This is a genomic window from Ferriphaselus sp. R-1 (assembly GCF_000746095.1).
Lineage (GTDB): Bacteria > Pseudomonadota > Gammaproteobacteria > Burkholderiales > Gallionellaceae > Ferriphaselus.
This window is the reverse complement of record NZ_JQKP01000011.1, coordinates 34,575-58,960: the sequence shown is the minus strand read 5'-3', so window position 1 is coordinate 58,960 and position 24,386 is coordinate 34,575. Positions and strand designations below refer to the sequence as shown.

The 24,386-nt window shown below is 62.7% G+C and carries 22 protein-coding genes; 18 read left to right on the top strand and 4 right to left on the bottom strand.

Annotated features, from left to right (window positions below; genetic code table 11):
* Positions 1–71: 71 nt before the first annotated feature.
* The 4 genes from DM08_RS07985 to DM08_RS07970 are packed head-to-tail and all read left to right on the top strand — an operon-like array spanning position 72 to position 3,437.
* Positions 72–1,205: a homoserine O-succinyltransferase MetX gene (locus tag DM08_RS07985; protein WP_035384130.1), complete on the top strand. Its 1,134-nt coding sequence runs from the start codon at positions 72–74 to the stop codon at positions 1,203–1,205.
* Positions 1,202–1,801, top strand: a complete 600-nt coding sequence (gene metW / locus DM08_RS07980) for a methionine biosynthesis protein MetW (RefSeq protein ID WP_035384129.1) — start codon at positions 1,202–1,204, stop codon at positions 1,799–1,801. The genes DM08_RS07985 and metW overlap by 4 nt, the downstream gene beginning before the upstream one ends.
* A complete protein-coding gene (locus DM08_RS07975; RefSeq protein WP_035384128.1) occupies positions 1,798–3,069 on the top strand; it encodes an AmpG family muropeptide MFS transporter in 1,272 nt (423 codons plus the stop codon). The genes metW and DM08_RS07975 overlap by 4 nt, the downstream gene beginning before the upstream one ends.
* A gap of 23 nt (positions 3,070–3,092) precedes the next feature.
* A complete protein-coding gene (locus DM08_RS07970; protein ID WP_161780278.1) occupies positions 3,093–3,437 on the top strand; it encodes a hypothetical protein in 345 nt (114 codons plus the stop codon).
* Here the strand turns inward: DM08_RS07970 and DM08_RS07965 are convergent.
* The 4 genes from DM08_RS07965 to DM08_RS07950 form a co-directional block, all read right to left on the bottom strand.
* Positions 3,434–4,975, bottom strand: coding sequence for an alkaline phosphatase D family protein (locus DM08_RS07965; protein ID WP_051937995.1), 1,542 nt, complete (start codon positions 4,973–4,975; stop codon positions 3,434–3,436). The genes DM08_RS07970 and DM08_RS07965 overlap by 4 nt on opposite strands.
* 77 nt (positions 4,976–5,052) lie before the next feature.
* Positions 5,053–5,499: a holin family protein gene (locus DM08_RS07960; RefSeq protein ID WP_051937992.1), complete on the bottom strand. Its 447-nt coding sequence runs from the start codon at positions 5,497–5,499 to the stop codon at positions 5,053–5,055.
* Positions 5,496–6,011, bottom strand: coding sequence for a glycoside hydrolase family 108 protein (locus DM08_RS07955; RefSeq protein ID WP_035384126.1), 516 nt, complete (start codon positions 6,009–6,011; stop codon positions 5,496–5,498). Before DM08_RS07955 ends, DM08_RS07960 begins: the two co-directional genes overlap by 4 nt.
* A 10-nt stretch (positions 6,012–6,021) precedes the next feature.
* Positions 6,022–6,585, bottom strand: coding sequence for a hypothetical protein (locus DM08_RS07950; RefSeq protein ID WP_035384125.1), 564 nt, complete (start codon positions 6,583–6,585; stop codon positions 6,022–6,024).
* Positions 6,586–6,785: 200 nt separating this feature from the next.
* Between DM08_RS07950 and DM08_RS07945 the strand changes: the two genes are divergently transcribed.
* The 14 genes from DM08_RS07945 (at position 6,786) to DM08_RS07880 (ending at position 24,364) form a co-directional block, all read left to right on the top strand.
* The gene (locus tag DM08_RS07945) at positions 6,786–8,177 is read left to right on the top strand and encodes an aminotransferase class III-fold pyridoxal phosphate-dependent enzyme (protein ID WP_081908835.1); all 1,392 of its coding nucleotides are present in this window, start codon (positions 6,786–6,788) and stop codon (positions 8,175–8,177) included.
* 158 nt (positions 8,178–8,335) lie between these two features.
* Positions 8,336–9,736, top strand: a complete 1,401-nt coding sequence (gene dacB, locus DM08_RS07940; RefSeq protein ID WP_035384123.1) for a D-alanyl-D-alanine carboxypeptidase/D-alanyl-D-alanine endopeptidase — start codon at positions 8,336–8,338, stop codon at positions 9,734–9,736.
* 84 nt (positions 9,737–9,820) lie between these two features.
* Positions 9,821–10,729 carry a D-hexose-6-phosphate mutarotase gene (locus DM08_RS07935; RefSeq protein ID WP_035384122.1) on the top strand — a complete coding sequence of 303 codons (909 nt, stop codon included), beginning with the start codon at positions 9,821–9,823 and terminating at the stop codon, positions 10,727–10,729.
* Between the two features lie 16 nt (positions 10,730–10,745).
* Positions 10,746–11,693, top strand: a complete 948-nt coding sequence (locus DM08_RS07930; RefSeq protein WP_035384121.1) for a patatin-like phospholipase family protein — start codon at positions 10,746–10,748, stop codon at positions 11,691–11,693.
* A 31-nt stretch (positions 11,694–11,724) separates the two neighbouring features.
* Entirely contained in the window at positions 11,725–13,074 is a 1,350-nt protein-coding gene (gene pabB, locus DM08_RS07925; RefSeq protein ID WP_035384120.1) for an aminodeoxychorismate synthase component I, read from the top strand.
* An 89-nt stretch (positions 13,075–13,163) separates the two neighbouring features.
* Positions 13,164–13,931 (top strand): thermostable hemolysin, encoded by a 768-nt coding sequence (locus tag DM08_RS07920; RefSeq protein WP_081908830.1) that lies wholly within the window; start codon positions 13,164–13,166, stop codon positions 13,929–13,931.
* Positions 13,928–15,430 carry an AMP-binding protein gene (locus tag DM08_RS07915; protein WP_035384119.1) on the top strand — a complete coding sequence of 501 codons (1,503 nt, stop codon included), beginning with the start codon at positions 13,928–13,930 and terminating at the stop codon, positions 15,428–15,430. The genes DM08_RS07920 and DM08_RS07915 overlap by 4 nt, the downstream gene beginning before the upstream one ends.
* Positions 15,427–16,080: a TenA family transcriptional regulator gene (locus DM08_RS07910; RefSeq protein WP_035384118.1), complete on the top strand. Its 654-nt coding sequence runs from the start codon at positions 15,427–15,429 to the stop codon at positions 16,078–16,080. The genes DM08_RS07915 and DM08_RS07910 overlap by 4 nt, the downstream gene beginning before the upstream one ends.
* Positions 16,077–16,865, top strand: a complete 789-nt coding sequence (locus DM08_RS07905; protein ID WP_035384117.1) for an SDR family oxidoreductase — start codon at positions 16,077–16,079, stop codon at positions 16,863–16,865. The genes DM08_RS07910 and DM08_RS07905 overlap by 4 nt, the downstream gene beginning before the upstream one ends.
* 27 nt (positions 16,866–16,892) lie before the next feature.
* Positions 16,893–17,522, top strand: a complete 630-nt coding sequence (locus DM08_RS07900; RefSeq protein WP_035384116.1) for a tetratricopeptide repeat protein — start codon at positions 16,893–16,895, stop codon at positions 17,520–17,522.
* Positions 17,523–17,919: 397 nt separating this feature from the next.
* On the top strand, positions 17,920–19,728 hold the full coding sequence (locus DM08_RS07895) for an ABCB family ABC transporter ATP-binding protein/permease (protein ID WP_035384115.1): 1,809 nt from the start codon (positions 17,920–17,922) through the stop codon (positions 19,726–19,728).
* A gap of 52 nt (positions 19,729–19,780) precedes the next feature.
* Entirely contained in the window at positions 19,781–21,796 is a 2,016-nt protein-coding gene (locus tag DM08_RS07890) for a TonB-dependent receptor plug domain-containing protein (RefSeq protein ID WP_161780277.1), read from the top strand.
* Positions 21,786–22,295 carry a YfiR family protein gene (locus DM08_RS07885; RefSeq protein ID WP_051937986.1) on the top strand — a complete coding sequence of 170 codons (510 nt, stop codon included), beginning with the start codon at positions 21,786–21,788 and terminating at the stop codon, positions 22,293–22,295. Before DM08_RS07890 ends, DM08_RS07885 begins: the two co-directional genes overlap by 11 nt.
* Positions 22,296–22,297: 2 nt before the next feature.
* Positions 22,298–24,364 carry a putative bifunctional diguanylate cyclase/phosphodiesterase gene (locus tag DM08_RS07880; RefSeq protein WP_051937984.1) on the top strand — a complete coding sequence of 689 codons (2,067 nt, stop codon included), beginning with the start codon at positions 22,298–22,300 and terminating at the stop codon, positions 24,362–24,364.
* Positions 24,365–24,386 lie beyond the last annotated feature (22 nt).

Sequence of the window (24,386 nt, the reverse complement as noted above, 5' to 3'; positions counted from 1 at the left end):
AAAACATACCAGCTAAAGCGAGGCGACCCGCTCTAGCCCCAAGCTGAGCGGGTTTTGTTTTGAGGTACACCTTGGATAATTCGGTAGGCATCGTCAGCGCCCAGCGCGCGCATTTCGACACTCCGCTCACGCTCAAGAGCGGCGCGGTGTTGCCGCACTATGACTTGGTTTACGAGACCTATGGCGCGCTCAACGCCGCCAAGTCCAACGCCATCCTGATCTGCCACGCGCTGTCCGGCCACCATCATGTCGCCGGTGTCTACGCGGACGAGCCCAAGAACGTGGGCTGGTGGGACAACATGATCGGCCCCGGCAAGCCCATCGACACCAATCAGTTCTTCGTGATCGGCCTGAACAACCTCGGCGGCTGTCACGGCTCCACCGGGCCTTCCAGCCTGGATCCGGAGACCGGCCAGCCGTACGGTTCGGCCTTCCCGGTGGTGACGGTGGAAGACTGGGTGGAAGCGCAGGCGCGACTGGCCGACCGGCTCGGCATCGGCCAATTTGCCGCCATCGTCGGCGGCAGCCTGGGCGGGATGCAGGCGCTGCAATGGTCGCTCTCTTACCCGGCGCGGATGCGCCATGTGCTGGTGATCGCCGCCGCGCCCAAGCTCACCGCCCAGAACATCGCCTTCAACGACGTCGCCCGCAACGCCATCCTCACCGACCCGGATTTCCACGGCGGCGATTACTACCAGCATCACACCGTACCCAAGCGCGGCCTGCGGCTGGCGCGCATGCTGGGCCACATCACCTATCTTTCCGACGACGTGATGGCCAACAAGTTTGGCCGCGAGCTGCGCCACGGCAAGGTCAACTACGGCTACGAAGTCGAGTTCCAGATCGAGTCCTATCTGCGCTATCAGGGCGACAAGTTCGCCGGCTATTTCGATGCCAACACCTATCTGCTGATGACCAAGGCGCTGGACTACTTCGACCCGGCGCATGACTACGAGCATGAGCTGAACCGCGCGCTGGCGCGGGCGCAGGCCGAGTTTCTGGTGGTATCGTTCTCCACCGACTGGCGCTTCTCGCCGGAGCGCTCGCGCGAGATCGTCAACGCGCTGCTGCACAACAAGCGCCGCGTCAGTTACGCCGAGATCACCTCGGCGCACGGCCACGATTCCTTCCTGATGGAAGACGAACAATATATCGCTGTGATGCGCGCCTACCTTGGCCGCATCGCCCAGGAGTGCGCCGCATGAGCCCGCTGACTACCCTGCGCCCCGACTTCGCCGCCATCGCCCGCTGGATCCCGGCGGGTGCGTCCGTACTCGACCTCGGCTGCGGCGACGGCAGCCTGCTGCGCCACCTCGCCGACACCAAACAGGTGCGCGGCTACGGCGTGGAAATCGCCGACGCCGACATCGTCGCCTGCCTGAACAACGGCGTGGATGTGATTCAGAGCAATCTCGAATCCGGCCTGTCCGGCTTCGAAGATGGCGCGTTCGACTACGTCATCCTGTCGCAGACGCTGCAAGCCACCCGCCACACCGAACCGCTGGTCAGCGAAATGCTGCGCGTAGGCCGCGAAGCCATCGTCAGCTTCCCCAACTTCGGCTACTGGAAGGCCCGCCTCAACGTCCTGCGCGGCCAGATGCCGGTGTCCGCCGAACTGCCCTACCAGTGGTACGACACCCCTAACGTCCACCTCTGCACTCTGGACGATTTCGAGATGTTCTGCGCCAACTCCCGCCTGACCATCCTCGACCGCCGCGTGATGACCGGCGGCAACGAAGTCGGCTTCCTGCCCAACCTGCTGGGCGCGACGGCGATGTACCGGTTCAAGCGGGCAGAATGAACGTCTGGCAGCAGTTGTTCACGCGGAGGATGGCGATCTGCGTGTTCACCGGCTTTGCGTCCGGGCTGCCGCTGTATCTGTTGCTCAACCTGGTTCCGGCGTGGTTGCGCAGCGAGCATCTCGATCTCAAGACCATCGGCCTGTTCGCGCTGATCCAGTTTCCCTACACCTGGAAATTCCTCTGGTCGCCCTTGCTCGACCGTTATGCCTTGCCCATGCTGGGGCGGCGGCGGGGGTGGATGTTTTTGACGCAGGTCGGGCTGCTGGTGAGCATCGCCTTGCTTGGCGGGTTCTCGCCACAGTCCGAGCTGGCTACCATCGTTGCTATCGCCACGCTGCTGGCCTTTCTTTCCGCCACCCAGGACATTGCGCTGGACGCTTTTCGCCGCGAGATCTTGTCCGATGCCGAACTGGGGCTGGGCAACTCGGTGCACGTCAACGCCTACCGCATCTCCGGGTTGGTACCGGGCTCGCTGTCGCTGATTCTGGCTGACCATTTCGCCTGGGCTACGGTGTTCCAGATCACGGCGCTGTTCATGTTGCCGGGCATTGCCATGACGTTGCTGGTGCGCGAACCGTCTGCCGCAGCGCAGCCGAAAACCTTGCGCGCGGCGGTGGTCGAGCCGTTCCGCGAGTTCATCGGGCGGCAGGGCTGGCGCAGCGCGCTGTTCATTCTGGCCTTCATCTTTCTCTACAAACTGGGCGACAGCCTGTGCACCGCGCTGGCCACGCCGTTCTATCTGGACATGGGCTACAGCAAATCCGACATCGGTCTGATCGCCAAGAACGCCGGACTTTGGCCCGCCGTCATCGGCGGTCTGCTGGGCGGGCTGTGGATGGTGAAGATTGGCATCAACCGTGCGCTGTGGCTGTTTGGTGCGGTGCAATTGCTGGCGATTTTCGGCTTTGCCTGGCTGGCGACGCTGGGGCCGCAGGCGGAAATCGGCGCGGTGCAGCGCATCGACCTGGCGTTGGTGATCGGCCTGGAGGCCTTCGGTGTCGGGGTCGGCACGGCGGCCTTCGTCGCCTTCATCGCACGTACCACTCACCCGGCCTACACCGCGACCCAGTTTGCGCTGTTCACCAGCTTGGCCGCCGTGCCGCGTACCTTCGCCAATGCCACGACCGGCTGGCTGGTCGAAGGGCTAGGCTGGAGCGGGTTCTTTTTGCTGTGTGCCGTGCTGGCCGTGCCGGGAATGGCGTTATTATTCAAGGTGGCACCGTGGAAAGGGGAGGGGGCTGGCGGCCGCCTTGGCTCAGGTGCGTGAGTGCCGGATACTGAACGGGGGTGATGATGAGATATGTACCCAGCTTGCCGCGACCATTGGAGTTGTCCGAGGGGCGCACGTCTGGCCCGCTGACCCAGAAGCACACCGTCAAGCCGACGCAACCGCACGGCATGATCCAGCCAACGTCCCGCCATCCCGAGACCAGCGAGCGGCCAGTCGCTGACGCGGTCTCAGCGCCAGCTCGGCGGGAGAAGCGTGACCCGCAGAGCGGCACGGATGAGCGGCGCACCTTGTGTCGCCGTATCCGTCGTCAGCCGGTGTTGATCGAGCTGCGTGCCGACCGTGACCGCCGCAAGAATCGGCAGCGCGAAACCGATCGTCTGGAACACATCAGCCAGCACGCCTAAAGCGGAACGGTCTCGCTATTCTTGGTGGGGTTTCCATCCCGATTGAACGTGCGGATACGCATGCTGCGCTGTTTCCAGTCCAGATCCACCTGAGTGTAGTTGTCGTCCTGCTCGAAGCTCCAGGCTTGGTAGCGCATCATCCAGCCGTTCCCGATGTCGAAGTCATCGTTCTCCTTGCTGGAGTTGTGCACGTAATCTAGCGGGTTGCCGTCGGCGAACGGGTAGGGCCAATAGAATGCTGACGAGGTGATGGAGTAAGCGCGTATCGGACTGTCTTTCCCGTTCTGCTTGTCGTAGAAATTGATCGCCGCCACGTTCGAGCAGTGGATGTCGCCGGACAGGAACACCACGTTCTGGATGTGGTTGTCGGTGATCGCCTGCAGCAGATGCCGGCGCGTGTTGGGGAAGGCAGCCCAGGCGTCGTCTTGCGCTTTCTCGCGATCATTGCGGGTCGTGCGCACTTCGTTGGGGGCGAACACACTGGCGGTGACGATGAACTTGGGCCGGTCGCCACGGGTTTTTTGCTGCTCGATCAGCCAGTCCACCAGATTGTCTATCTGCCCCTGGTAGCCAGTCCCCTTGCCGGGGCGGCCCAGCAGGTAATTGTCAGTCAGATCATAATCTTCGTCATCGCGCAGGCGCTGCGTCCGGCCATCCACCACAAAGAAGGGGAAGCCGCCCACCTGGAACGAGTAATACAGATATTTGCCGAAGTTGCGCGGCCCGTGGAACCACTGATAGCTGGTGTAGGCCTGGATGGCCATCTGGAACAGCTGACGCTTTTCGGAGCGGCGTATCCGGCCTTGCACCCAGTTGTCCTCGATCTCGTGGTCGTCCAGGATCATGTAGGTGGGCACGCTTTGCAGCAGTTTGCGCGTGTTCGCGGCCCCGAAGGCGCTCATGTAGCGCTCGCGGAACTCCGCCTCGGTGTCCGCCACCCCGATGCCCAGATCCTTGGGGAGCGTGTCCGCATAGATCTGGTCGCCCACCATCATGAAGAAGCGTGGCTGGGTGCCATCGCCCGGCGCGTTGAAGCGTTTCAGGATGCTTCCGAAGATCGCATCTGCGCGCTTCTTCGTCCACAGCAACCCCGGATAACGGCACGAGCCGAAGATGAACGACAGTTTGTCCACCTCGCCGCCGGGGAACGTCCGGAAGTTGGCGGCAGCCGTGTCCAGTGGCAGGCTTTCCAGCTGTTTGAGCCAGCTCTCGGCAGGCGGTAGCAGGCCGAACACCTCCTCGTCGGGAGTGGCATCATGAGGGTCCGCCGTATCCAGCGACAGCGACCCCATGCGCACCAGATACGGCGTATCCGCCTTGATGTCGATGAAATCGGCGAGTCCGGTCCGGTCATACTCCCGTTTCAGCCGGAAGTATCGGGCCGACTGTTTGACGTATTTCCCGTTCAGATAGAGTGCCGCGATACCTACCGTGCGGCTGTCATCGGATTCGTTGCCCCGCATCCACACTCTGGCGGACGTGTCGGTAGTGTGGCCGACGATGGGGCCGAGGCTGGGAGGGCGCAGTGCTGAAGACATGGGGTTCTCCTTTGTTAACGGTTGGCCGTTTGGGCCGGGTCATCTGAGTGCGTCTGGCCCTGCACGGGCGAGGCGACTCAGCTTGCTTTGGGCTTTCCTACCGTGGGTGTGTCGGTTCCCTTCAGCTTGTCAAAGCTGCGCAGACCGGCGATGCCCAGCATGCCCGATAGCACCACCCAGAGTTGATCGGCGGGCAATACAGGCGGCGGTTCAAGTGTGGGAGGCACCCAGCCGTGCGCCTTGAAGAGCGACCATCCCCAAACCATCAGTGGGTAGAGGATGAACTGGTAGGCTAGCGCCACGCCTCCGACCCAACCGATGAAGGGCCGCCAGCCAGCGACGAACAAGCTGGCGTGTCCCGCCTCGACCTTGTTGATCTCCAGCTGTCCCTTGACCAGATCGGCCTCGATGCTTTTCTCTTGCAGCGCGATCTTCAGCCGCTCCTCGTCCGAGGTGAACAGATCGTCGGCTACCTTGCCGACACCGGAAACGATGTTGCTGATACCCAATAGATCCAGACTCATGCCAGCCCCCTGATCGTGCGATTGATCCAACCCAACAGGAATTTGCTCTGCTCCCGGTCCTTGTTGCAAATCTCCGCGTAGCGGGCGACCTTGGCGAGCGCGAATTTGAGGACGAACACACTTTCTTCCATCTCGTTCAGCTTCCCCAGAGTCACCGGCCCCAAGCTTCCGTCCGGCACGGTCCCCAGAGTGATCTGAGCCAGCTTCAATGCGGTCTTCACCCCGGCGTTCACAGCGAAATCGAAGAGCGACTCAGCTGTGATCTGGCGGGTGATCGCATCGCCGGACAGCTTGTCCCAGAACTCCGTCTTGTAAAAGCTGCCCACCAGATTGGAGAGTTGCAGGTTGGTCAGGTCATTGGCATCGATGTAACGCCAGCCCGCCCAGTTCGGGTGATAGTTGCGGGCGATCCCGGCGTACGTTTGTCCGCCACGATCCGAAGCCACGTTGATGAGTTTGTAACCGCCCTCGTTGCGTATCATCTTTTCAAAAGCAGGATCGAAATTCGCCATATTCCCTCCCTCAGGCAGGTGTGTAGTGGTTGGCGGAATAGGCCGCCAGCTCCTGATCCAGCGCGCTTACCCTGGAAACGGCCAGCATCAGTTGCTCGCGCGTCAGCACCGCATCCTTGATGGGTACCGCTGCGATGGCCAGCCAGAGCGGGAAGGAGACCGTATGGATGCCGGTCAGCTTCAGCCGGTGATGTTCGCGGCACAGCACCACCAGATTGCGCGCATCGTCGGGGCTGGTGAGCAAGGGCTTCTTCTTGCCCAGTTCGGCCAGTACCTGCCGTAGCCGATCTGTGTCCTTGGCCAGGGCGGTGTAGTCGCTGTCGTAGAATTCGATGGCTTTGAGGATGTCGGTGACCTTGCGCCGGTCCAGCGCATTCCAGAATGCCCACTCGAACACGTGGTGCACCTCAAGGTCTTCCGTCGCGCCGCAGATCCAGCATGGCGCGCCGCAATCGTCCCGGAGCAGTTTCTTGTTGGATTTGAACAGCGCGGACTCGCGCCGTTTTTCGTGGGCTGGGAGCCAGTAGCGCTCCTCGAAGGTCCCTCGCTGAAAATGCGTTACGACATCGTTCATTTCGCCTCCCCCGTCAGTGATCTACGTATTACACAGTAGTCAAACCTGCTGTGGCGCATTCTGTGCGTGGCTGCGGGTGAGCACAATATGTCGGTATATCTAGGCTGGACAGGCTAGGAGATACGCATCCGGCGTGATGGCGGGCTTGTGCCCGAACGTCCCTTGGTATACAAAGGCCGCACTTTGAAAGCTCGATGCACATGCCCAATCCCGACCTGCTGAACCGATCCCTCGCTGCCGTTTGGCACCCCTGTACGCAGATGAAGCGGCACGAGACTTTGCCGCTGGTGCCTATCGCGCGCGGCGCGGGCGTGTGGCTGGAGGATGCCGACGGGCGGCGCTATCTGGACGCGGTGAGTTCCTGGTGGGTCAACCTGTTCGGCCATTGCAACCCGCGCATCAACGCGGCTTTGACCGATCAGCTCGGCAAGCTGGAACACGTGATGCTGGCCGGTTTTACCCACGAGCCGGTGGTGGAGCTTTCCGAGCGCCTGCGCGCCCTCGCCCCGGCCGGATTGGGGCATTGCTTCTACGCCTCCGATGGCGCTTCGGCCACCGAAATCGCGCTCAAGATGAGCGCCCACTACTGGCGCAACCACGGCCAGCCGAAAAAATCGCAATTCATCAGCCTGGCCAACAGCTACCACGGCGAAACGCTGGGTGCGCTGTCGGTCACCGATGTCGCCCTGTTCAAGGATGCCTACGGCGCGCTGGTGCGGCAGAACGCCACCGTACCCAGCCCGGACTGGCGCGAGGCCGAAACGGGCGAGTCCGCCGAGGATTACGCCCTGCGTTGCGCCGATGCACTGGAGGCGCATCTGCAACGCCACCACCAGGAGATCGCCGCCTTCATCCTTGAACCGCTGGTGCAAGGCGCGGCGGGCATGGCGATGTACCACCCGGCTTACCTGCGCCGCGCGCGCGCGCTGTGTACGCAGTACGGCGTACACCTCATCGCCGACGAGATCGCCGTCGGCATGGGGCGAACGGGGACGATGTTCGCCTGCGAACAGGCCACCGTCCGGGCTGCGTCTGCCGCAGCCTCGCTTTCAGTCTCCGATCATCCTTCGACAGGCTCAGGACGAACGGAGACTGGGGTCTCTCCCGACTTTCTGCTGCTCTCCAAAGGCATCACCGGTGGTTATCTGCCACTGTCGGTGGTAATGACCACCGATGCCGTCTACCAGGCCTTCTATGCTGACGAAGTGGCGCGCGGTTTCCTGCACTCGCATTCCTACACCGGCAACCCGCTGGCCTGCCGCGCCGCACTAGCAACGCTGGACATCTTTGCCGCCGACGACGTGATCGCCGCCAACCGCACCAAGGCAGCGCTGTTCAACCAGCTCGCCGCACCGCTACGGGGGCATCCCAAGGTGCGACACTTCCGCAACACCGGCATGATCTGGGCCTTCGAGGTGGAAACACCGCACACCGACTTCGCCCAGCGTGCCTTCCGTCTGGGGTTGGAGCACGGCCTGCTGCTGCGCCCGATGGGCAACACGGTGTATTTCATGCCGCCTTACGTCATCAGCGCAGACGAGATGCGCCACCTGCTGGACGGCACTTTGCGCGTGGTGGAGGCGCTGGCATGAACAATATGCAGCGCCGTCATTCCCGCGCACGCGGGAATCCAGTCATTCAATCCATAGCCTGCGAAGCAGGACGAAACCCGCGTGGCCCGCTACGCGGGGCCAATCTTTTTAGCTGGATTCCCTCCCCACGCTTTCGCGGGGGCAGGCTCGGTGCGGGAATGACGGCTAGGTGGCTGAGCTGGCTGGTGGTTGTGCTCGGAGTCAGCGCCGCCTCGGCTGCCGACCTGCCGCCGCCAATGTTGAATGCGCTGGAGCAGGCGCACATTCCGCTGGCGAATGTCGCCATCGAGGTGCGCGAGGTGAATGCCCGCTCACCGCTGTTCTCCCACAACGCGGACCGTGCGATGAATCCGGCCTCGGTGATGAAATTGCTCACCACCTATGCTGCGCTGGATCGGCTGGGGCCGGCCTATACCTGGAAGACCGAAGCCAGGCTGGCTGGCGAGCTGGATGCCGAGGGCGTGCTGCACGGCGACCTGATCCTCAAAGGATACGGCGACCCGAACTTCAGCGAGGAGCAGTTCTGGCTGTGGCTGCGCGAGCTGCGCAACCGTGGACTGCGCGAGATTCGGGGCGATCTGGTGCTGGACCGCAGCGCCTTCGAGCTGCCTCCGTTCGATCCTGCTGCCTTCGACAACACGCCCTTGGCTCCCTACAACGCCGGGGCCGAGGCGCTGGTGGTGAACGGCAGCGTGCTCACCCTGCGCCTGCTGCCGCGCGCAACCTCGGTGCAGGTGCTCGACGAACCTCGACTGGCCGGTCTGGCGCTGGACAACCGTTTGCGCCTAACCGCTCGCCCCGGCTGCGGTGCGAACTGGGACGACGGCATCCGCGCAACGGTGGCGCAAGGCAGGCTGACACTGGTGGGCGACTATCCCGCCGCCTGTGGCGAACGCAACTTCTATCTCAGCCCGCTGCCTCATCGCGACTACGTATATGCGCTGTTTCGTAACTTGTGGCAGGAACTGGGTGGGACGCTGTCCGGCGGACTGCGCGACGGCACTGCGCCAGCCACTGCCACCTTGCTTTCCAGTCACGAATCCGCACCGCTGGGGGAGTTGATCCGCGCCACCAATAAATTCAGCAACAACCTGATGGCGCGTCAACTCTACCTGACGCTGGGCCTGAGCGAGGCCGCCCCGGCCACGCCGGAACGCAGCCGTGCCGCCATCGCGGACTGGCTAAAGTCGCATCAGGCCGACTTCCCCGAACTGGTGATCGAGAACGGCGCAGGGCTGTCGCGTCGCGAACGCATCTCGGCCCGTCATCTGGCCGACCTGCTGCAATGGGCCAGCGCCAGCCGCTTCCAGCCGGAGTTCGAGTCCTCGCTGGCCATCGTCGGACTGGACGGCACGCTGCGCCGCCGCTACCGCGAGCGCGCCTTCGCCGGTCACGCTCACCTGAAAAGCGGCAGTCTGGACGAGGCGCGCTCGCTGGCCGGTTACCTGCAAAGCCGCAGCGGTCGCCAGTGGTTGCTGGCGATCATGGTCAACCAGCCCGGCGCGGCGGCGGCCCAGCCCGCTTTCGATGCCTTGCTGGAGTGGCTGTATCAACAATGAGCAGCGGCTGTCAGGCTGCCGCGCATCCCGTATAATCCGCGACTTCCGCGCGCGACCGCGCGCATCACCCAGCCAGGAGCGAACATGAGCGATCTTTCCGTCTTGAATCAGAAATTCGGCATTGCCGGCCAACTGGAATTTGTCGAGGCTGCGCCCGGCATGGTGGTGGCGCGTATCAGCAACGCGCACGCCGAAGCGAGCATCGCGCTGCAAGGCGCACATCTGATGACGTTCAAGCCGGTCGGTCAGGCCGATGTGATCTGGATGAGCCCCGCCGCCAAGCTGGTGGTCGGCAAGTCCATCCGTGGCGGCGTGCCGGTGTGCTGGCCGTGGTTCGGCGCACATGCGTCCGAAGCCAGCTTCCCCGCGCACGGCTTCGCCCGCACGGTGGGCTGGGATGTGGTGGATGCCCGCCCGCAACCCGGCGGTGAGACCCGCATCGTGTTCGAACTGCCCGCTTCCGCCATGCCCAAGGCGCAATGGCCGCACGCCTGCCGCGTGCAACTGCACATCAACGTAGGCGCGAAGCTGACCATGGATCTGGTCACCGACAACACCGGCGACACCGCTTTCCCGCTGGGCGAAGCGCTGCACACCTATTTCCCGATCAGCGATGTGGATCAGGTCACCATCACCGGGCTGGACGGCTGCACTTATCTGGACAAGGTGGAGGGCATGTCGAGCAAGGTGCAAGGTGGCGACATCGCCATCCCCAGTGAAGTGGATCGCGTCTATCTGGACACCGAGGCGACTTGCGACATCGTGGATCGTGGCGCGAACCGTCGCATCCGCATCGCCAAGAGCGGCAGCCGCTCGACCGTGGTGTGGAACCCGTGGATCGAAAAGGCCGCCAAGATGGGCGACTTCGGCAGCGACACCGGCTACCGCACCATGGTCTGCGTAGAGAGCGCCAATGCCGCCAGCAACGTGTTGACGCTGGCACCGGGCGAATCGCACACCCTGAGCGTCAGCTACAGCAACGAAGCGCTGTGATCACCAGCCAGCACCGATGAGACTGGTTCATCTGTTCCGCCCGCTGGGCTGGCTGTTGCCGGCGCTGCTGCTCGCTGCCTGTGCCTCGACCGCGCCGGAGATACGCTACAAGGAAGTCGATCCGCCCAGCTCGGTCAGCATCCAGCCGCTGCACAACAAGGACAGGCCGGTGGTGGCGTTGGCGCTGGGCAGTGGCGGCATACGCGGTTTCGCGCATATTGCCGTGATCAAGGTGCTGGAGGCGAATCACATCCCGGTGGACATCGTGGTCGGCACCAGTGTCGGTAGCGTGGTCGGTTCCCTGTACGCCGGAGGCTTTGCCGCTGCCGATCTGGAGCGATTGGCGGTGCAGCTGGATGAGGGGCAGATACGCGATGTCACCATCACCCGGCGCGGTTTCATCGGCGGCGAGAGGTTGCAGGATTTCATCAACCGGGCGCTGGAGAACCGCAACATCGAACAACTGGCCAAGCCCTTCGCCGTCGTGGCCACCGAGCTGGATAACGGCAGGGTGGCCGTGTTCAATCACGGCAACACCGGCCTGGCGGTGCGGGCCTCCAGTTCCATACCCAGCATCTTCAATCCGGTCGAGATCGGTGACGTCACCTATGTGGACGGCGATCTGAAGAGCCCCGTGCCTGCCTCCATCGCCCGTCAGATGGGGGCCGATGTGGTGATCGCGGTCGACATCTCGCAGCAGCCGCAAGATTTTCCGGATGCCAGCGGACTCATCGACGTGTTGATGCAAAGCATACGCATCATGCGCCAGTCCATACTCAGCCATGAGTTGAAATTGGCTGATGTGGTCATCCATCCGGGTATCTCCGTCAGTTCGTTCGATTTTAGTCCCGAGATGAAGCAAGTCCTGTTCAAGGCGGGTGAAGAGGCGGCTACCGCCGCCCTGCCCAGGATACGCGAGCAGCTTGAGCAAGCCGCGCAGCGCAAGCATGTCCATGCACACTAGGCATCATCCGGTCTGCGTCTGAGTCCGTCCCGTGTTCCGCCATTCGCTGCCCTATCTCGCAGACAGTAGCACCTACTTCGCTGCCATTGCCGATCTGCCCTGGGCAGTCTGGCTGGACAGTGGCGGGCGTGACCGGTACGACATTCTGACTGCCGCTCCCCTGGTCACGCTGGTGACGCGGGGTGCGCAGACCGAGATCAGTGACGGTTACGAAGTGCGTTGCTGCGGTGACGATCCGCTCGACCTGATTCGGCAGCAGCTCGGAGCGGTGGTCGCCAGTGCGCCGGACATCCCGTTCGCCGGAGGGGCGCTGGGATATTGGGGCTACGACCTCGCGCGTCGCTGGATCGCACTGCCCGAACTGGCGGAGGATGCCGAGCTGTTGCCCGAGATGGCCGTCGGCATCTACGATTGGGCGCTGGTGGTGGACCATCACCAGCAGACCGCGCAACTGGTTTCTCACCTTCGTCACCCCCAGACGGCCACGCGGGTGCACGAGCTAGTCGAACGCTGCTCCGGGCTGGGCGGGGGGCTGGGCGATTGCCGGGTCACTACGCCCGTCCGCAGCAACTTCACCCATGCCACTTATGCTGCCGCGTTCCGCGCTGTGCAGGGTTATCTGCATGCGGGCGACTGTTATCAGGTTAACCTTGCCCAGCGTTTCTCGGCGGCGGCTACTGGGGATGCACTGGCCGCCTATCTGGCGCTGCGGCGGATCAGTCCGGCCCCGTTCTCGGCCTGGCTCAAGTTGCCGCATGTTCAGATCTTGTGTGCTTCGCCGGAGCGCTTCCTGCGCGTGGCGCGTGGCCGGGTCGAGACCCGGCCCATCAAGGGGACGCGTCCGCGCAGTGCCGATGCGACGGAAGATGCGGCCCGCATCGCCGACCTGCGCAGCCACCCCAAGGATCGGGCCGAGAATCTGATGATCGTCGATCTGCTGCGCAACGATCTGGGGCGTTGCTGTGTGCCGGGCAGCGTGCGCACGCCGGGGCTGTTCAAGGTCGAGAGTTACTCCAACGTCCACCATCTGGTCAGCACGGTGGTCGGCCAGCTGGCTGCCGGCGAGGATGCCTTGTCGCTGCTGCGTGCCTGTTTCCCCGGGGGGTCCATCACGGGGGCCCCCAAACAACGTGCGATGCAGATCATCGAAGAGCTGGAGCCGCAGCGTCGGGGTGTGTACTGCGGGACGATAGGTTATGTCGGGTTCGATGGCGACATGGATTGCAACATCGTCATCCGCACCCTGGTCTACGCCGGGGGTGAGATGCGAGGTTGGGCGGGCGGCGGCATCGTCGCCGATTCGGACATGGATGCCGAATATCGGGAGACGCTGGACAAGGCGGCGGGGATACTTGAGTTGCTGGAAGGGGTGAGCGAATAAGTGATGTACGGCAGGAACTTGGCGACGAACGTTGTGGTCATAACGCCAGTTTCTGTCATAATGACATCAGTAATTCTACCCATACGACCATGACTGAAATTACTACCACCCATAGCACCTCTATCACCTGCCCAGCGATGCTGGATCGGCGTGTACCGCCTTCCATCGAGGAAGCTCCGTTGTCGCGGTTCATGCGCACGCTGGGCGAGTTCGACGAGAGTAAGGACTGCTTGAGGAAGTTTCTTGCCCAGATGTTCGTGATCCGCGAAAGCAAGGGGGAGGCGCGTGTGGTGGCCGAGCGCTTCATCCATGATTGCTTCAGTCGAGCCTATGGGGCGAATGTCACCAGCTACATGCCGCAACTGTTCGAGCTGCTGACGCGGCGCGGGGAGTTGACGGCGGTGTTCGGGGTACGCAGCGCAGCGCAGGGGCCGCTGTTCCTGGAGACGTATCTTGCCGCTCCGATCGAGGATGTGCTGGAGCAAAAACTGGGTGCTCGTCCTCCGCGCGCGCGCATCGTGGAGATCGGCAATCTGGCGGCGATTTATCCCGGGGCGGTACGTTGGCTGATCGTGGCACTTACCGTGCATTTGTATCGGGAAGGTTATGAGTGGGTGGTGTTCACTGCCACCGCCGAACTGAAGAACGGCCTCCGGCGCTTTGGGTTGCGCCCGATACCCCTGGCCCGGGCGGACGTGGCGCTGTTGGGGCCCGAGCAGCGTGCGGCCTGGGGCAGTTATTACGATACCCAGCCGACAGTGATGGCAGGCAACATCAGCCATGTGTTCCACGAACTTGAGACTCATTTCGAGATCCCGGATGTCACTGGGGTCGATTCCATGGAGGTTGATCGATGAGCCGTGTGTTCCAGGCGGTTTCCGAGCATGCCCGGCTCAGACCGGACGCGATCGCGTTACAGGGGGCGGATGAGGCGTTGAGCTACGCCGGATTGATCGAACGGGTGAAGGCATGCAGCTCCGGTTTGAGCCGCACCGGGCTGCACGCCTTCGGTCTGCTGGCGGATAACGGCATCGATTGGGCGGTGGCCGATCTGGCTGCACTGTTCGGCGACCAACTATTGGTGCCGCTGCCGCCGTTCTTTTCGCCGCAACAGCTGCAGCACGCGATCCGGGACAGTGGCCTGGAAGCTATCCTCACCGATCAGCCGGAACGAGTCACCACCTTGCTTTCCGGCCAGGTCGAACGCGTGGATGCTGCGTACGCAGGCAACCTGAGCCTGCTGCGTTTGACGCAAGCCAGCACCGTGCGCGTGCCTGCCCGCACCGCCAAGATCACCTACACTTCCGGCACCACCGGCAATCCGAAAGGCGTGTGCCTGAGCCGGATGGCGATGGAGAACGTTGCGCAATCGCTGTGTCAGGCGACGGCAGCCGTACCGGAGGATCGCCACCTGGGGCTGCTGCCGCTGCCCACCTTGCTGGAGAACATCGGAGGCATCTATGTGCCGTTACTGGCCGGAGCGACCGCCTGCGTGTTGCCGCTGCAACAGGTCGGATTGAGCGGCGCAGCGGCGCTGGATACCGCTGTCATGCTGCGCGCCATGCACAGACAGTGCGCCTCGACCGCCATCATGGTGCCGCAGATGCTGCATGCGCTGACGGCCGCCATCGGCATGGGCGCACCCGCACCGGCCAACCTGCGCTTCGTCGCCGTGGGCGGCGCGCCGGTCTCGCCCAGCTTGCTGCAAAACGCCGCGCGGCTGGGCGTGCCCGTGTTCGAGGGTTACGGCCTGTCGGAATGTGCCTCGGTGGTCGCCGTCAATACGCCGGGGGCGAATGTGCCCGGCAGCGTCGGCAGACCCTTGCCACACGTCAAGGTCAGATTCGCCGAGGATGGCGAGATCCGGGTCGGCGGTGCGGTGTTCGAGGGCTACCTTGGCTTGCCGGAGCAGCCGGATAGCGACGGCATGTGGGCGACCGGCGATACCGGCTATCTGGACGAGCAGGGCTACCTGCATCTGACTGGGCGCAAGAAGAACATGTTCATCACCTCGTTCGGGCGCAACGTCGCGCCGGAATGGGTGGAGCGCGAACTGACTATCCAGCCTGCCATCGCCCAAGCTGCGGTATTCGGTGAGGCCAGACCGTGGAACGTGGCCGTCATCGTGCCGCGCCCCTTGCCGGGGCAGGATGTCGCGCAATCCGTGGCCGGGGCGGTTGCGGCGGCCAATACCCTGTTGCCGGACTATGCCAGGATCAAGTGCTGGCTGCTCGCGACCGAGCCGTTCACTCCGCAGAACGGCCTGCTCACGACCAATGGCCGACTGCGTCGTGCGGAGATAGCGTCACTTTATAGCCAGAACATCGATCAACTTTACAAGGAGACCCAGGCATGAGCTTTTATGAAGAACTGCAGCAAGCCACTATAGCCGAGCGCAATGCGCTGCTGTCGGTGCCCATCATCGGTCGAGCCCTGCAGGGTAAGGTCACCCTAGGCGAGTACCTCGCCTTCCTGACCCAGGCCTATCACCATGTGAAACACACCTCGCCTCTGCTGATGACCTGCGGCGGGCGTGTGCCGGAGAGCCATGAGTGGATACGCGAAGCGCTGGCGCACTACATCGAGGAAGAGGTCGGTCATCAGGAATGGATACTGAACGACATCAAGGCCTGTGGCGGCGATGCCGAGGCGGCCCGGCGCAGCCAGCCCAACATGCACACCGAGCTGATGGTCTCCTACGCCTACGACACCATCATGCGCAACAATCCCTGCGGCTTCTTCGGCATGGTGTTCGTGCTGGAAGGCACCAGCGTGCAGCTGGCCACGCACGCCGCCGGTCAGATCGAGCAAGCGCTCGGCTTGCCGAAATCGGCGTTCAGTTACCTCACCAGCCATGGCTCGCTCGATCTGGAGCACATCGACTTCTTCGAGAGCGTGGTCAACCGGCTGACCGCAGAGGAGGACAAGCAGGCCGTGATCCATTGCGCCAAGGTGTTCTTCCATCTGTACGCCAACATCTTCCGTTCGCTGGAGCCTGCTGCATGAACCTGCGAGGCAAGCGCATATTGGTCACCGGCGCGGCGGGTGGCATCGGTCGTCTGGTTTGCCTGAGACTCGCTGGCCAGGGGGCCGAACTGCTGCTGGCCGACCGTCCCGGTGACGCACTCGATACACTGCTGGGCGAACTCGGGGGGCAAGCTGTCGCGCTGCCGACCAATTTGCTGGAAGACGGTGCGGGCGAGCGGCTGGCGGCGGATGCGCAGGCCACCGGCCAGATCGACGTGGTCATCAACCTGGCCGGCATCATGAGCTTCCGCCTGTTCCAGAACGAGAGCGCCGACAACCTGCAGCGCATGTGGCAGGTGAACGTCATCGCGCCGATGCAGCTCACCCGCGCTTTGCTGCCCGCGATGGTGGCACGCGGCTCGGGGCGCATCGTCAACATCGGCTCCATCTTCGGTTCCATCGCCTTCGCCTGCTTCACCACCTATTCGGCCAACAAGTTCGCCGTGCGGGGTTTCTCCGAAGCCTTGCGCCGTGAGCTGGAAGGCAGCGGTGTGGATGTGACCTACATCGCCCCGCGCTATACCAAGACCCCGATCAATGCCGGGGCAGCCGCCCGCATGTCGGAGGCGCTGAAGATGAACATGGACGAGCCGGATGTGGTGGCCGCCAACATCCTGCGCGCCATTGAAAAAGATGCCAAGGACTACTACATCGGCTTTCCGGAGTGTCTATTCGTGCGTATCAACGCTATACTGCCGCGCCTGGTGGATGGTGTCATGCGCAAGCAGAACGCGCAGATACGCGAGTTCGCCCGCAACGAATGATACGTACACTTCAAAAAGGAACTGTAGATGAGAGTCTCAAGCTGGATACTGGCTGCGACCCTGATGGGTAGCTCGGGCTGGGCCATGGCCGATGCCATGATGGATGCGATCGCTGACTTGCAGCACGGCTGGGCCAAAGGCTATTACAGCACTCCGGAGAAACAGCAAGAGGCCTACTTCGATGCCTTGCAAACCAAGTCGCATGAAGTGACGGCCAAGTTCTCCGGCAGGGTCGAGGCCTTGATCTGGGAAGGCATCATCACCAGCAGCCATGCCAAGTTCCAGAACAAACTGGTGGCAGGGGAGAACGCCAAGGCGGCGCGCGACCTGTTGCTGGCGGCAGAAAAGATCGACCCCAACGCCCTCGACGGTTCCGCGCTGACCTCGCTGGGCAGCATGTACTACAAGGTGCCGCGCATCATCTCCTTCGGTGACCACACCAAGGCCCGCAGCTATCTTGAGCGCGCGCTCAAGGTGAATCCCAACGGCATCGACCCGAACTTCTTCATGGCCGAATTCCTGGTCGAGAAGGGGGAGAAGGCCAAAGCCATCGAATACCTGAAGCGTGCCCAAGCCGCTCCGGCGCGCCCCGGTCGGGAAGATGCCGATGCCGGTCGCCGCGCCGAGATCCAGGATTTGCTCAGCCAACTGAAGTGACGCACTGCGGCCCGCTCCGCTGGCATGTTCATGCACCGGATCGGGGAGCGCTGCAAGGAAGACGACAGGCGGAGAGCCTGCCTGAATCAGCCTCGGGACGAGGAAAGTTGCCGTGCGTGTTGCCATTGAGTCCATTGAAAACAAGTGGATAGGGCTGGCCGGACTATTCTTTCGGAAAATTCACGCGGTAATGTGGCTGGCTGGCATGCCGATTGCTTTATAAATAACTGAAAGTAACGGGTACACACTTGCTGCTTTCATTCTTCTCCTCCTGTGGTTTGGGGCATCCTCCTCCCTCTCGGATGCCCCATTTTTTTCGACTGTTGTTCAGCCGCCGCACAGGGAGGGATGACTGGCTTCCCGTATAATCGGTCGTCAGTTCTTCAGGTTCATATCCATGTCGTCCTCCCATTCTTCTGTCGATACGCAGTCGCCGCGCAGCGACTGGCAGACCATACGCACCATGTTGCCGTACCTGACGGAATTCCGTGGCCGACTGGTGGCGGTGGTCGTTCTGCTGATATTGGCCAAACTGGCCAACGTGGCGGTGCCGCTGGCGCTGAAAGAGATCGTCGATGCGATGAGCGTGGGCCAGGCCTTGCTGGTGGTGCCGGTCGCCCTGATCGTCGGCTACGGCGTGTTGCGCCTCGGCAGCACCTTGTTCGGCGAGCTGCGCGATGCCATTTTCGCCAAGGTCACGCAGCGCGCCATCCGCCGTGTCGCGCTGCAAGTGTTCGAGCATCTGCACGCGCTGAGCCTGCGCTTCCATCTGGAGCGGCAGACCGGCGGGGTTTCGCGCGACATCGAACGCGGCACGCGCGGCATCAGTTTCCTGCTCACCTTTCTGTTGTTCAACATCCTGCCCACCTTTCTGGAAATCTTCCTGGTGGCGCTCATCCTGCTGAAGAAATACTCGCCCTGGTATGCGGCGATCACCTTCATCACGCTGGTGATTTACGTGCTGTTCACGGTCAAAGTGGCGGGCTGGCGCATGAACTTGCGCCGCACCATGAACGAGCTGGATTCGCAGGCCAACACCCGCGCCATCGACAGCTTGCTCAACTATGAGACGGTGAAGTATTTCGGCAACGAGCGCTACGAATCCGAGCGCTACGACCGCCAGATGGCGAGCTGGGAGACGGCGGCGGTGCGCGACAAGGTGTCGCTGGCTGCGCTCAACGCCGGACAGAGCCTGATCATCGGCATCGGTGTCACGGTGCTGATGCTGATGGCGGCGCGCGAGGTACAGCAGGGCAGTATGACGGTGGGCGATCTGGTGCTGGTCAACGTGTTCATGCTCCAGCTTTACATGCCGCTGCACTTCCTCGGCTTCGTCTACCGCGAGATCAAGAACGCGCTGGCCGACATGGAAAAGATGTTCCGCCTGCTGGACGAGAACCGCGAGGTCCAGGATGTGCCGGGTGCGCCCGCGCTGGTGCTGGGTAAGGCTGCCGTCCGTTTTGAACGAGTCAGTTTCGGCTACGATCCGGCGCGGCAGATCCTGTTCGACGTGAGCTTCGACATTCCCGCCGGGCACACCGTGGCGGTGGTCGGAGCGAGCGGAGCGGGCAAATCCACGCTGTCACGGCTGCTGTTCCGTTTCTACGACGTGACCGGCGGGGCGATCACCATCAGCAGTCAGGACATCCGTGGCATCACCCAGCAAAGCCTGCGCGCCGCCATCGGCATCGTGCCGCAGGATACCGTGCTGTTCAACGACAGCATCCTCTACAACATCGCCTATGGCCGTCCGGACGCGACGCGGGACGAAGTCATCGCCGCCGCGCGTTCCGCGCATATCCACGATTTCATCGACGCTCTGCCGCAGGGCTACGACACGGTGGTGGGCGAGCGCGGGCTGAAGCTCTCCGGTGGCGAGAAGCAGCGCGTCGCCATCGCCCGCGCCATCCTGAAAGACCCGGCCATCCTGATCTTCGACGAAGCCACGTCGGCGCTGGATTCGCATTCGGAGCGGGCCATTCAGGATGAGCTGCGCACCATCGCCCGTGACCGCACCACGCTGGTCATCGCCCACCGGCTGTCCACCGTGGTCGAGGCCGAGCAGATCCTGGTGATGGATCAGGGGCGTATCGTCGAGCGCGGCAGCCACCGCGAACTGCTGGCGGAGCAAGGCCGTTATGCGCAGATGTGGGCCTTGCAGCAGCAGGATGCGGAACCGGGAGACAGTGTCGTGCGGCAGGAATAGAATCGAGCGCGTGACAGCGGCGGTAGGGATCAGCTTGCATGGGGAGGGACGGATGAGTCGAATCAGCTCAGTTGCCTGGATGGGCGGGATGTGGGTCATGTTGATGGGGCATCCCGCCGTGGCTGAGGATCTGTTGGCCCTGCCGTTGGAGTCTCTGCTGCAGGTCGAATACGAAGTCAGCAGTGCCTCCAAGTTCACTCAAACTGCATCACGTGCCCCGACCTCGGTACTGGTGGTGGATGCCGAAGCCATCCGCCGTCATGGCTGGCGCACCCTGGCTGAATTGTTCAACAGCCTGCCGGGCATGCTGTTCGGCTCCGACCGGGGCTATGACCACATCGGGACACGGGGTTTCCAGAATTCGCGTGATTTCAACAACCGCTGCCTGTTGGCGATCGACGGCCAGCGCGTGAATGATCCCGTGTACGAACAGGCCCTGGTCGGTGATGAGTTCCCGGTCGATCTGTCCATGGTCGAGCGCGTCGAATTCGTGGCCGGGCCGGGCTCCTCCATCTATGGCGCGAACGCCCTGTTCGGGGTCATCAATGTCATTACCAAGCGCGCAGCCCAGATAGGCACGGGAGCCTCGGTCTCTGCGTCCAGTGATGGCTGGCGCATCGCCAATGGCCACGTCTCGAACACGCTGGAGAACGGCAGTAGCGTGTCGCTGGCGGTGGCCGTCGGCGACAAGGCTGGCCGCGATGTGGCGTATTCCGCGCCGGCTGGTTACCTGACCCTGCCGAACGGTGTGGGCGTGACCAACGGTGTCGCGGTGGGGCTGGACAAGACCAGGCTGGCGCGTGTATTCGCCCGCTGGGAGGGTGATGGCACCGATCTGACCGTGATCCACGGCACCCGCGATCACCACCCCTCCGCGCCGCTCTACGAGACGTTGTTCAACGATCCGACATTTCGCTTGGAAGATACCTCGTCAAGAGTGAGTCTGAGCACGCACCGCGAGCTGGCAGCCGACTGGATGTTCCAGGGGCATGTCGCCTATAACCGCATGAGCTATACCGGCGATTACCCGTTTCTGGACCCGGTGATGGGGCATTACCTCAACCGTGACCAGGCCGATGCACGCTGGTGGTCGGGCGAGGGCTATGTGGTCTATTCCGGCATCGATAGCCATAAGCTCGTCAGCGGTATCGAGTTCCAGCACGAGTCGCTGGCACGACAGACGAATCAGAATCTGCCACCTGCCCAGGGCGGCTATCTGCTCAACATCAACACCCCTTCGCGCACCGTGGGGTTGTATCTGCAGGATGAATGGGCCTTCGCGCCCGATTGGCTGGCCAATCTGGGCGTGCGTTACGACCATCACTCCCAATTCGGCGGAAAAGTCAGTCCGCGCCTGGCCTTGATCTGGCAGCCGCAGCAGCGGAGCTCGCTCAAGCTATTGGTCGGCAGTGCCTATCGCAACCCGACCGATTTTGAAGCCAACTATGCTACGGGAGGGAGTTGGCTAGCCAACCCGGCCTTGCAGCAGGAGTACATCCACACCTACCAATTGGTCGGTGAGCGCTGGCTGAGCGATCACACCCAAATTGCCGCATCCTTGTTCCGCTATGACCTTTTCAACCTGATCAATCAGGTCGCGCTGCCGAACTTGCAGTGGCAATACCAGAATGTCGGGCCGGTGAACGCGCGCGGAGGGGATGTCACCGTGACCCGCCGTGGCGTGGATGGCGGCCAGCTCTCAGCCTCGCTTGCCCTGCAGACCGTGACAGCGGGCGGCGCGGCTAATCAGCGGTTTGAAAACTCTCCCCACTGGAGCAGCAAGCTGTTGGCCAGTCAGCCCGTGGGCGGCGGGTGGGTGCTGGCCGGGGAGGCCAGGGTGACGGGGCCGCGTTCGTTCGTCTGGGCGGATGGCGTGGCACGGCACTTGCCGACCGAGCCTATCGTGGACATGACACTGAGCACGCCGCACGGAGCCTGGTCAGGGCAGCTGCGGCTGACCAACGTGTTTGATCGTAAGAGCTTCGTGGCGGGCAACAATCTGAGTATGGCACCGCTGATCCCTACGTTTGGTCGTACCCTGTGGCTGACGCTGAACTATGCAGACTAGATACGCCGTGCCCTTGCTGTTGCTGCTGGGGCTGCTGCTCCCTGCTTCGGCACGCGCCGTCGGCGAGTATGAGCTGAAAGCCGCGTTCCTCTATAACTTCGCCTTGTACACGGAATGGCCGTCGCAGCATGCCACCTTGCAGTTCTGCGTGATGGGTAACGACCCTTTCGGTGACGCGATGCAGCCGATCACACGCAAGACCGTGCGTGGTGCGACGGTGAGATCGATGCAGGTGTATTCGGTCGCCGAGGCTAGGGGCTGTCAGCTGCTGTTCATCGCGGCTTCCGAGCGCGGTAATCTGCCCTACCTGGCAGAGCAATTGAGGGAGGTGCCGGTGCTTACCGTGACCGAATCCAACGGGCTGGCTCCCAGTCCGGCGATCATCGCGCTGGTCTCCGCCAACAACCGTATCGAGTTTGAGATCAATCAGAGTGCAGCGCAGCAGGTGGGGCTCAAGTTGAGTTCTCACCTGCTCAAGCTGGCCAGGAAGGTGTGGTGACCATGAGCAGATGGTGGCTCGATCATTGGACGGACATGCGCTTGCGCTACAAGCTGCTGCTCATCAACCTGCTCGCCATGTTTCTGGCTGCCCTGGTCGGGGCGGCGGCGATCTCCTGGTGGGCTTGGGAGGGAATCCGCGATCAGGCGGAGGTGGATGCGATGACCCGTGCGCGCGTGGTCGCTGACAATGCCGCAGCCGGACTGTTGTTCCACGATCCCAAAGCTGTGACCGAGACGCTGGGCGCTTTGCAGATAGACAAGCGGGTGTTGTATGTGGCGGTATTCGACGAGCAGGGCAAGTCGTTCGTGCAACGGGGCAATGCCATGTCGGTCGGGATGAGCGCAGAGCCCCTGCAGAGTGAACGGGTGATTCTGGCGGGGGACTTCCTGGAAGTCTGGATGCCTATCCGCATAGAGCAGCAGCCGATCGGGATGCTGTTGGTGCGTGAAGATGTACACACTCTGCGACAACGCGTCATTTCCCTGGTTGGCACCGTGTTGATGGGCATGTTGCTGGCGGCGATGTTGGGCGGCTTGATCATCTACTACCTGCTGCCACGCCTGTTGGCTCCGCTCAGCAAGCTGTCCGGGTTGATGCAACATCTATCCCGGCGCGGCGATTACTCTCATCGGGCCGAGATCTGCGCACATGATGAGGTCGGTGAGCTGGCCGAGAGTTTCAACCAGATGATCCAGCAGATCGAGGACAACAACCGTGCGCTGTCGGAAGAGCTGCGCCAGCGCCGCGAAATGGAGATCAAACTCGACCGGCTGGCGCATTACGACAACGTCACCCAGTTGACCAACCGTCATTATTTCGAGCATCGCCTGCGCGGCCTGTTGCAGGATATTGAGGAACGCCAAGCTGGCATCGCGCTGCTGTTCCTGGATCTCGACAACTTCAAGCGGGTGAACGATACCTACGGCCACCATGTCGGTGATGTGTTGTTGCGTTCCGTCGCCGATCGCATGCGCAGTGTGATCCGGATCGAGGACGAGATCAGCCGCTTGGGCGGGGATGAGTTCGCGGTCCTGCTGACCGAAGTGGGTGGGCGCGACGAGATCGGGCGAGTGGCGCAGAAGTTTCTGGAGGTGCTGTCACATCCGGTCCGCATCGAAGGGCATGACATCCTCGTCGGGATATCCATCGGCTCTGTCTTGTTGCCCGAGGACACTACGGAGTTCGGCAACGCGCTGCGCTTTGCCGATGTCGCGATGTACGATGCCAAGCATCGCGGCAAGAACAACCATCAGGAGTTCCGCCAGGCCCTGCTGGCCGACCAGGGGCAGCGGCTGAAACTGGAGGGAGAGTTGCGGCAGGCGCTGGATGAGGCGGAGCTGGAGGTCTACTACCAGCCGATCTATATCCTGGGCGAGACTCACACCTTGGTGGGGGCGGAGGCCTTGGTCCGCTGGCGGCACCCCGAGCGCGGCTTGTTGTTGCCCGATGAATTCATCCCGTTGGCGGAAGAGAACGGCCTCATCGTCCCTCTCGGCGAGTGGGTGCTCCGCACCGCTTGCCACGAAGCCATGGTTTGGCGTGCCGAGTTCGGGCATCCCCTGTTCGTCTCGGTCAACCTTTCTCCCCGGCAATTGTCGGACGTGCATGTGCTGGCGCGCATCCGTGTCGCGCTAAAGGAGTCCGGTCTGGATCCAGCGCTGCTCGATCTGGAGCTGACTGAGTCCATCCTCACCAATCAGTCCAGCGAATCCATCCTGATCCTGAGGCAGATCGCCGAGATGGGGGTGCAGCTGGTGCTGGACGACTTCGGCACCGGCTATTCATCCCTGGCCTACCTCAAGCATTTCCCCATCGCCAAACTCAAGATAGACCGCAGCTTTGTGACGGAGTTGCCGGATAACCTGGATGACAAATCCATCTGCGACGCGGTGATCGGCCTGGGCAGGAGTCTGGCGGTGGTAGTGCTGGCAGAAGGGGTGGAGACGCAGGAGCAGGTCGACATGCTGTCCGGCATGGGATGCCAGCAGGCGCAAGGTGATTTCTTCAGTCACCCGGTCCCGGCAGACGAGTTCCGACAACTCGTGCTGCTGCCGACGCTACGCTGACAGGGAACGGGGCGGGTGGCAC

What these genes read in the sequence shown, in the direction of transcription:
- DM08_RS07970 (WP_161780278.1), top strand. Translation starts at nt 3,093, where the DNA reads ATGATGAGATATGTACCCAGCTTGCCGCGACCATTGGAGTTGTCCGAG.
- DM08_RS07905 (WP_035384117.1), top strand. Translation starts at nt 16,077, where the DNA reads ATGAACCTGCGAGGCAAGCGCATATTGGTCACCGGCGCGGCGGGTGGC.
- DM08_RS07975 (WP_035384128.1), top strand. Translation starts at nt 1,798, where the DNA reads ATGAACGTCTGGCAGCAGTTGTTCACGCGGAGGATGGCGATCTGCGTG.
- DM08_RS07900 (WP_035384116.1), top strand. Translation starts at nt 16,893, where the DNA reads ATGAGAGTCTCAAGCTGGATACTGGCTGCGACCCTGATGGGTAGCTCG.
- DM08_RS07935 (WP_035384122.1), top strand. Translation starts at nt 9,821, where the DNA reads ATGAGCGATCTTTCCGTCTTGAATCAGAAATTCGGCATTGCCGGCCAA.
- DM08_RS07955 (WP_035384126.1), bottom strand. Translation starts at nt 6,011, where the DNA reads ATGGCGAATTTCGATCCTGCTTTTGAAAAGATGATACGCAACGAGGGC.
- DM08_RS07885 (WP_051937986.1), top strand. Translation starts at nt 21,786, where the DNA reads ATGCAGACTAGATACGCCGTGCCCTTGCTGTTGCTGCTGGGGCTGCTG.
- DM08_RS07965 (WP_051937995.1), bottom strand. Translation starts at nt 4,975, where the DNA reads ATGTCTTCAGCACTGCGCCCTCCCAGCCTCGGCCCCATCGTCGGCCAC.
- dacB (WP_035384123.1), top strand. Translation starts at nt 8,336, where the DNA reads ATGACGGCTAGGTGGCTGAGCTGGCTGGTGGTTGTGCTCGGAGTCAGC.
- DM08_RS07915 (WP_035384119.1), top strand. Translation starts at nt 13,928, where the DNA reads ATGAGCCGTGTGTTCCAGGCGGTTTCCGAGCATGCCCGGCTCAGACCG.
- DM08_RS07890 (WP_161780277.1), top strand. Translation starts at nt 19,781, where the DNA reads ATGAGTCGAATCAGCTCAGTTGCCTGGATGGGCGGGATGTGGGTCATG.
- DM08_RS07945 (WP_081908835.1), top strand. Translation starts at nt 6,786, where the DNA reads ATGCCCAATCCCGACCTGCTGAACCGATCCCTCGCTGCCGTTTGGCAC.
- metW (WP_035384129.1), top strand. Translation starts at nt 1,202, where the DNA reads ATGAGCCCGCTGACTACCCTGCGCCCCGACTTCGCCGCCATCGCCCGC.
- DM08_RS07930 (WP_035384121.1), top strand. Translation starts at nt 10,746, where the DNA reads ATGAGACTGGTTCATCTGTTCCGCCCGCTGGGCTGGCTGTTGCCGGCG.
- DM08_RS07960 (WP_051937992.1), bottom strand. Translation starts at nt 5,499, where the DNA reads ATGAGTCTGGATCTATTGGGTATCAGCAACATCGTTTCCGGTGTCGGC.
- DM08_RS07920 (WP_081908830.1), top strand. Translation starts at nt 13,164, where the DNA reads ATGACTGAAATTACTACCACCCATAGCACCTCTATCACCTGCCCAGCG.
- DM08_RS07910 (WP_035384118.1), top strand. Translation starts at nt 15,427, where the DNA reads ATGAGCTTTTATGAAGAACTGCAGCAAGCCACTATAGCCGAGCGCAAT.
- DM08_RS07895 (WP_035384115.1), top strand. Translation starts at nt 17,920, where the DNA reads ATGTCGTCCTCCCATTCTTCTGTCGATACGCAGTCGCCGCGCAGCGAC.
- DM08_RS07880 (WP_051937984.1), top strand. Translation starts at nt 22,298, where the DNA reads ATGAGCAGATGGTGGCTCGATCATTGGACGGACATGCGCTTGCGCTAC.
- DM08_RS07950 (WP_035384125.1), bottom strand. Translation starts at nt 6,585, where the DNA reads ATGAACGATGTCGTAACGCATTTTCAGCGAGGGACCTTCGAGGAGCGC.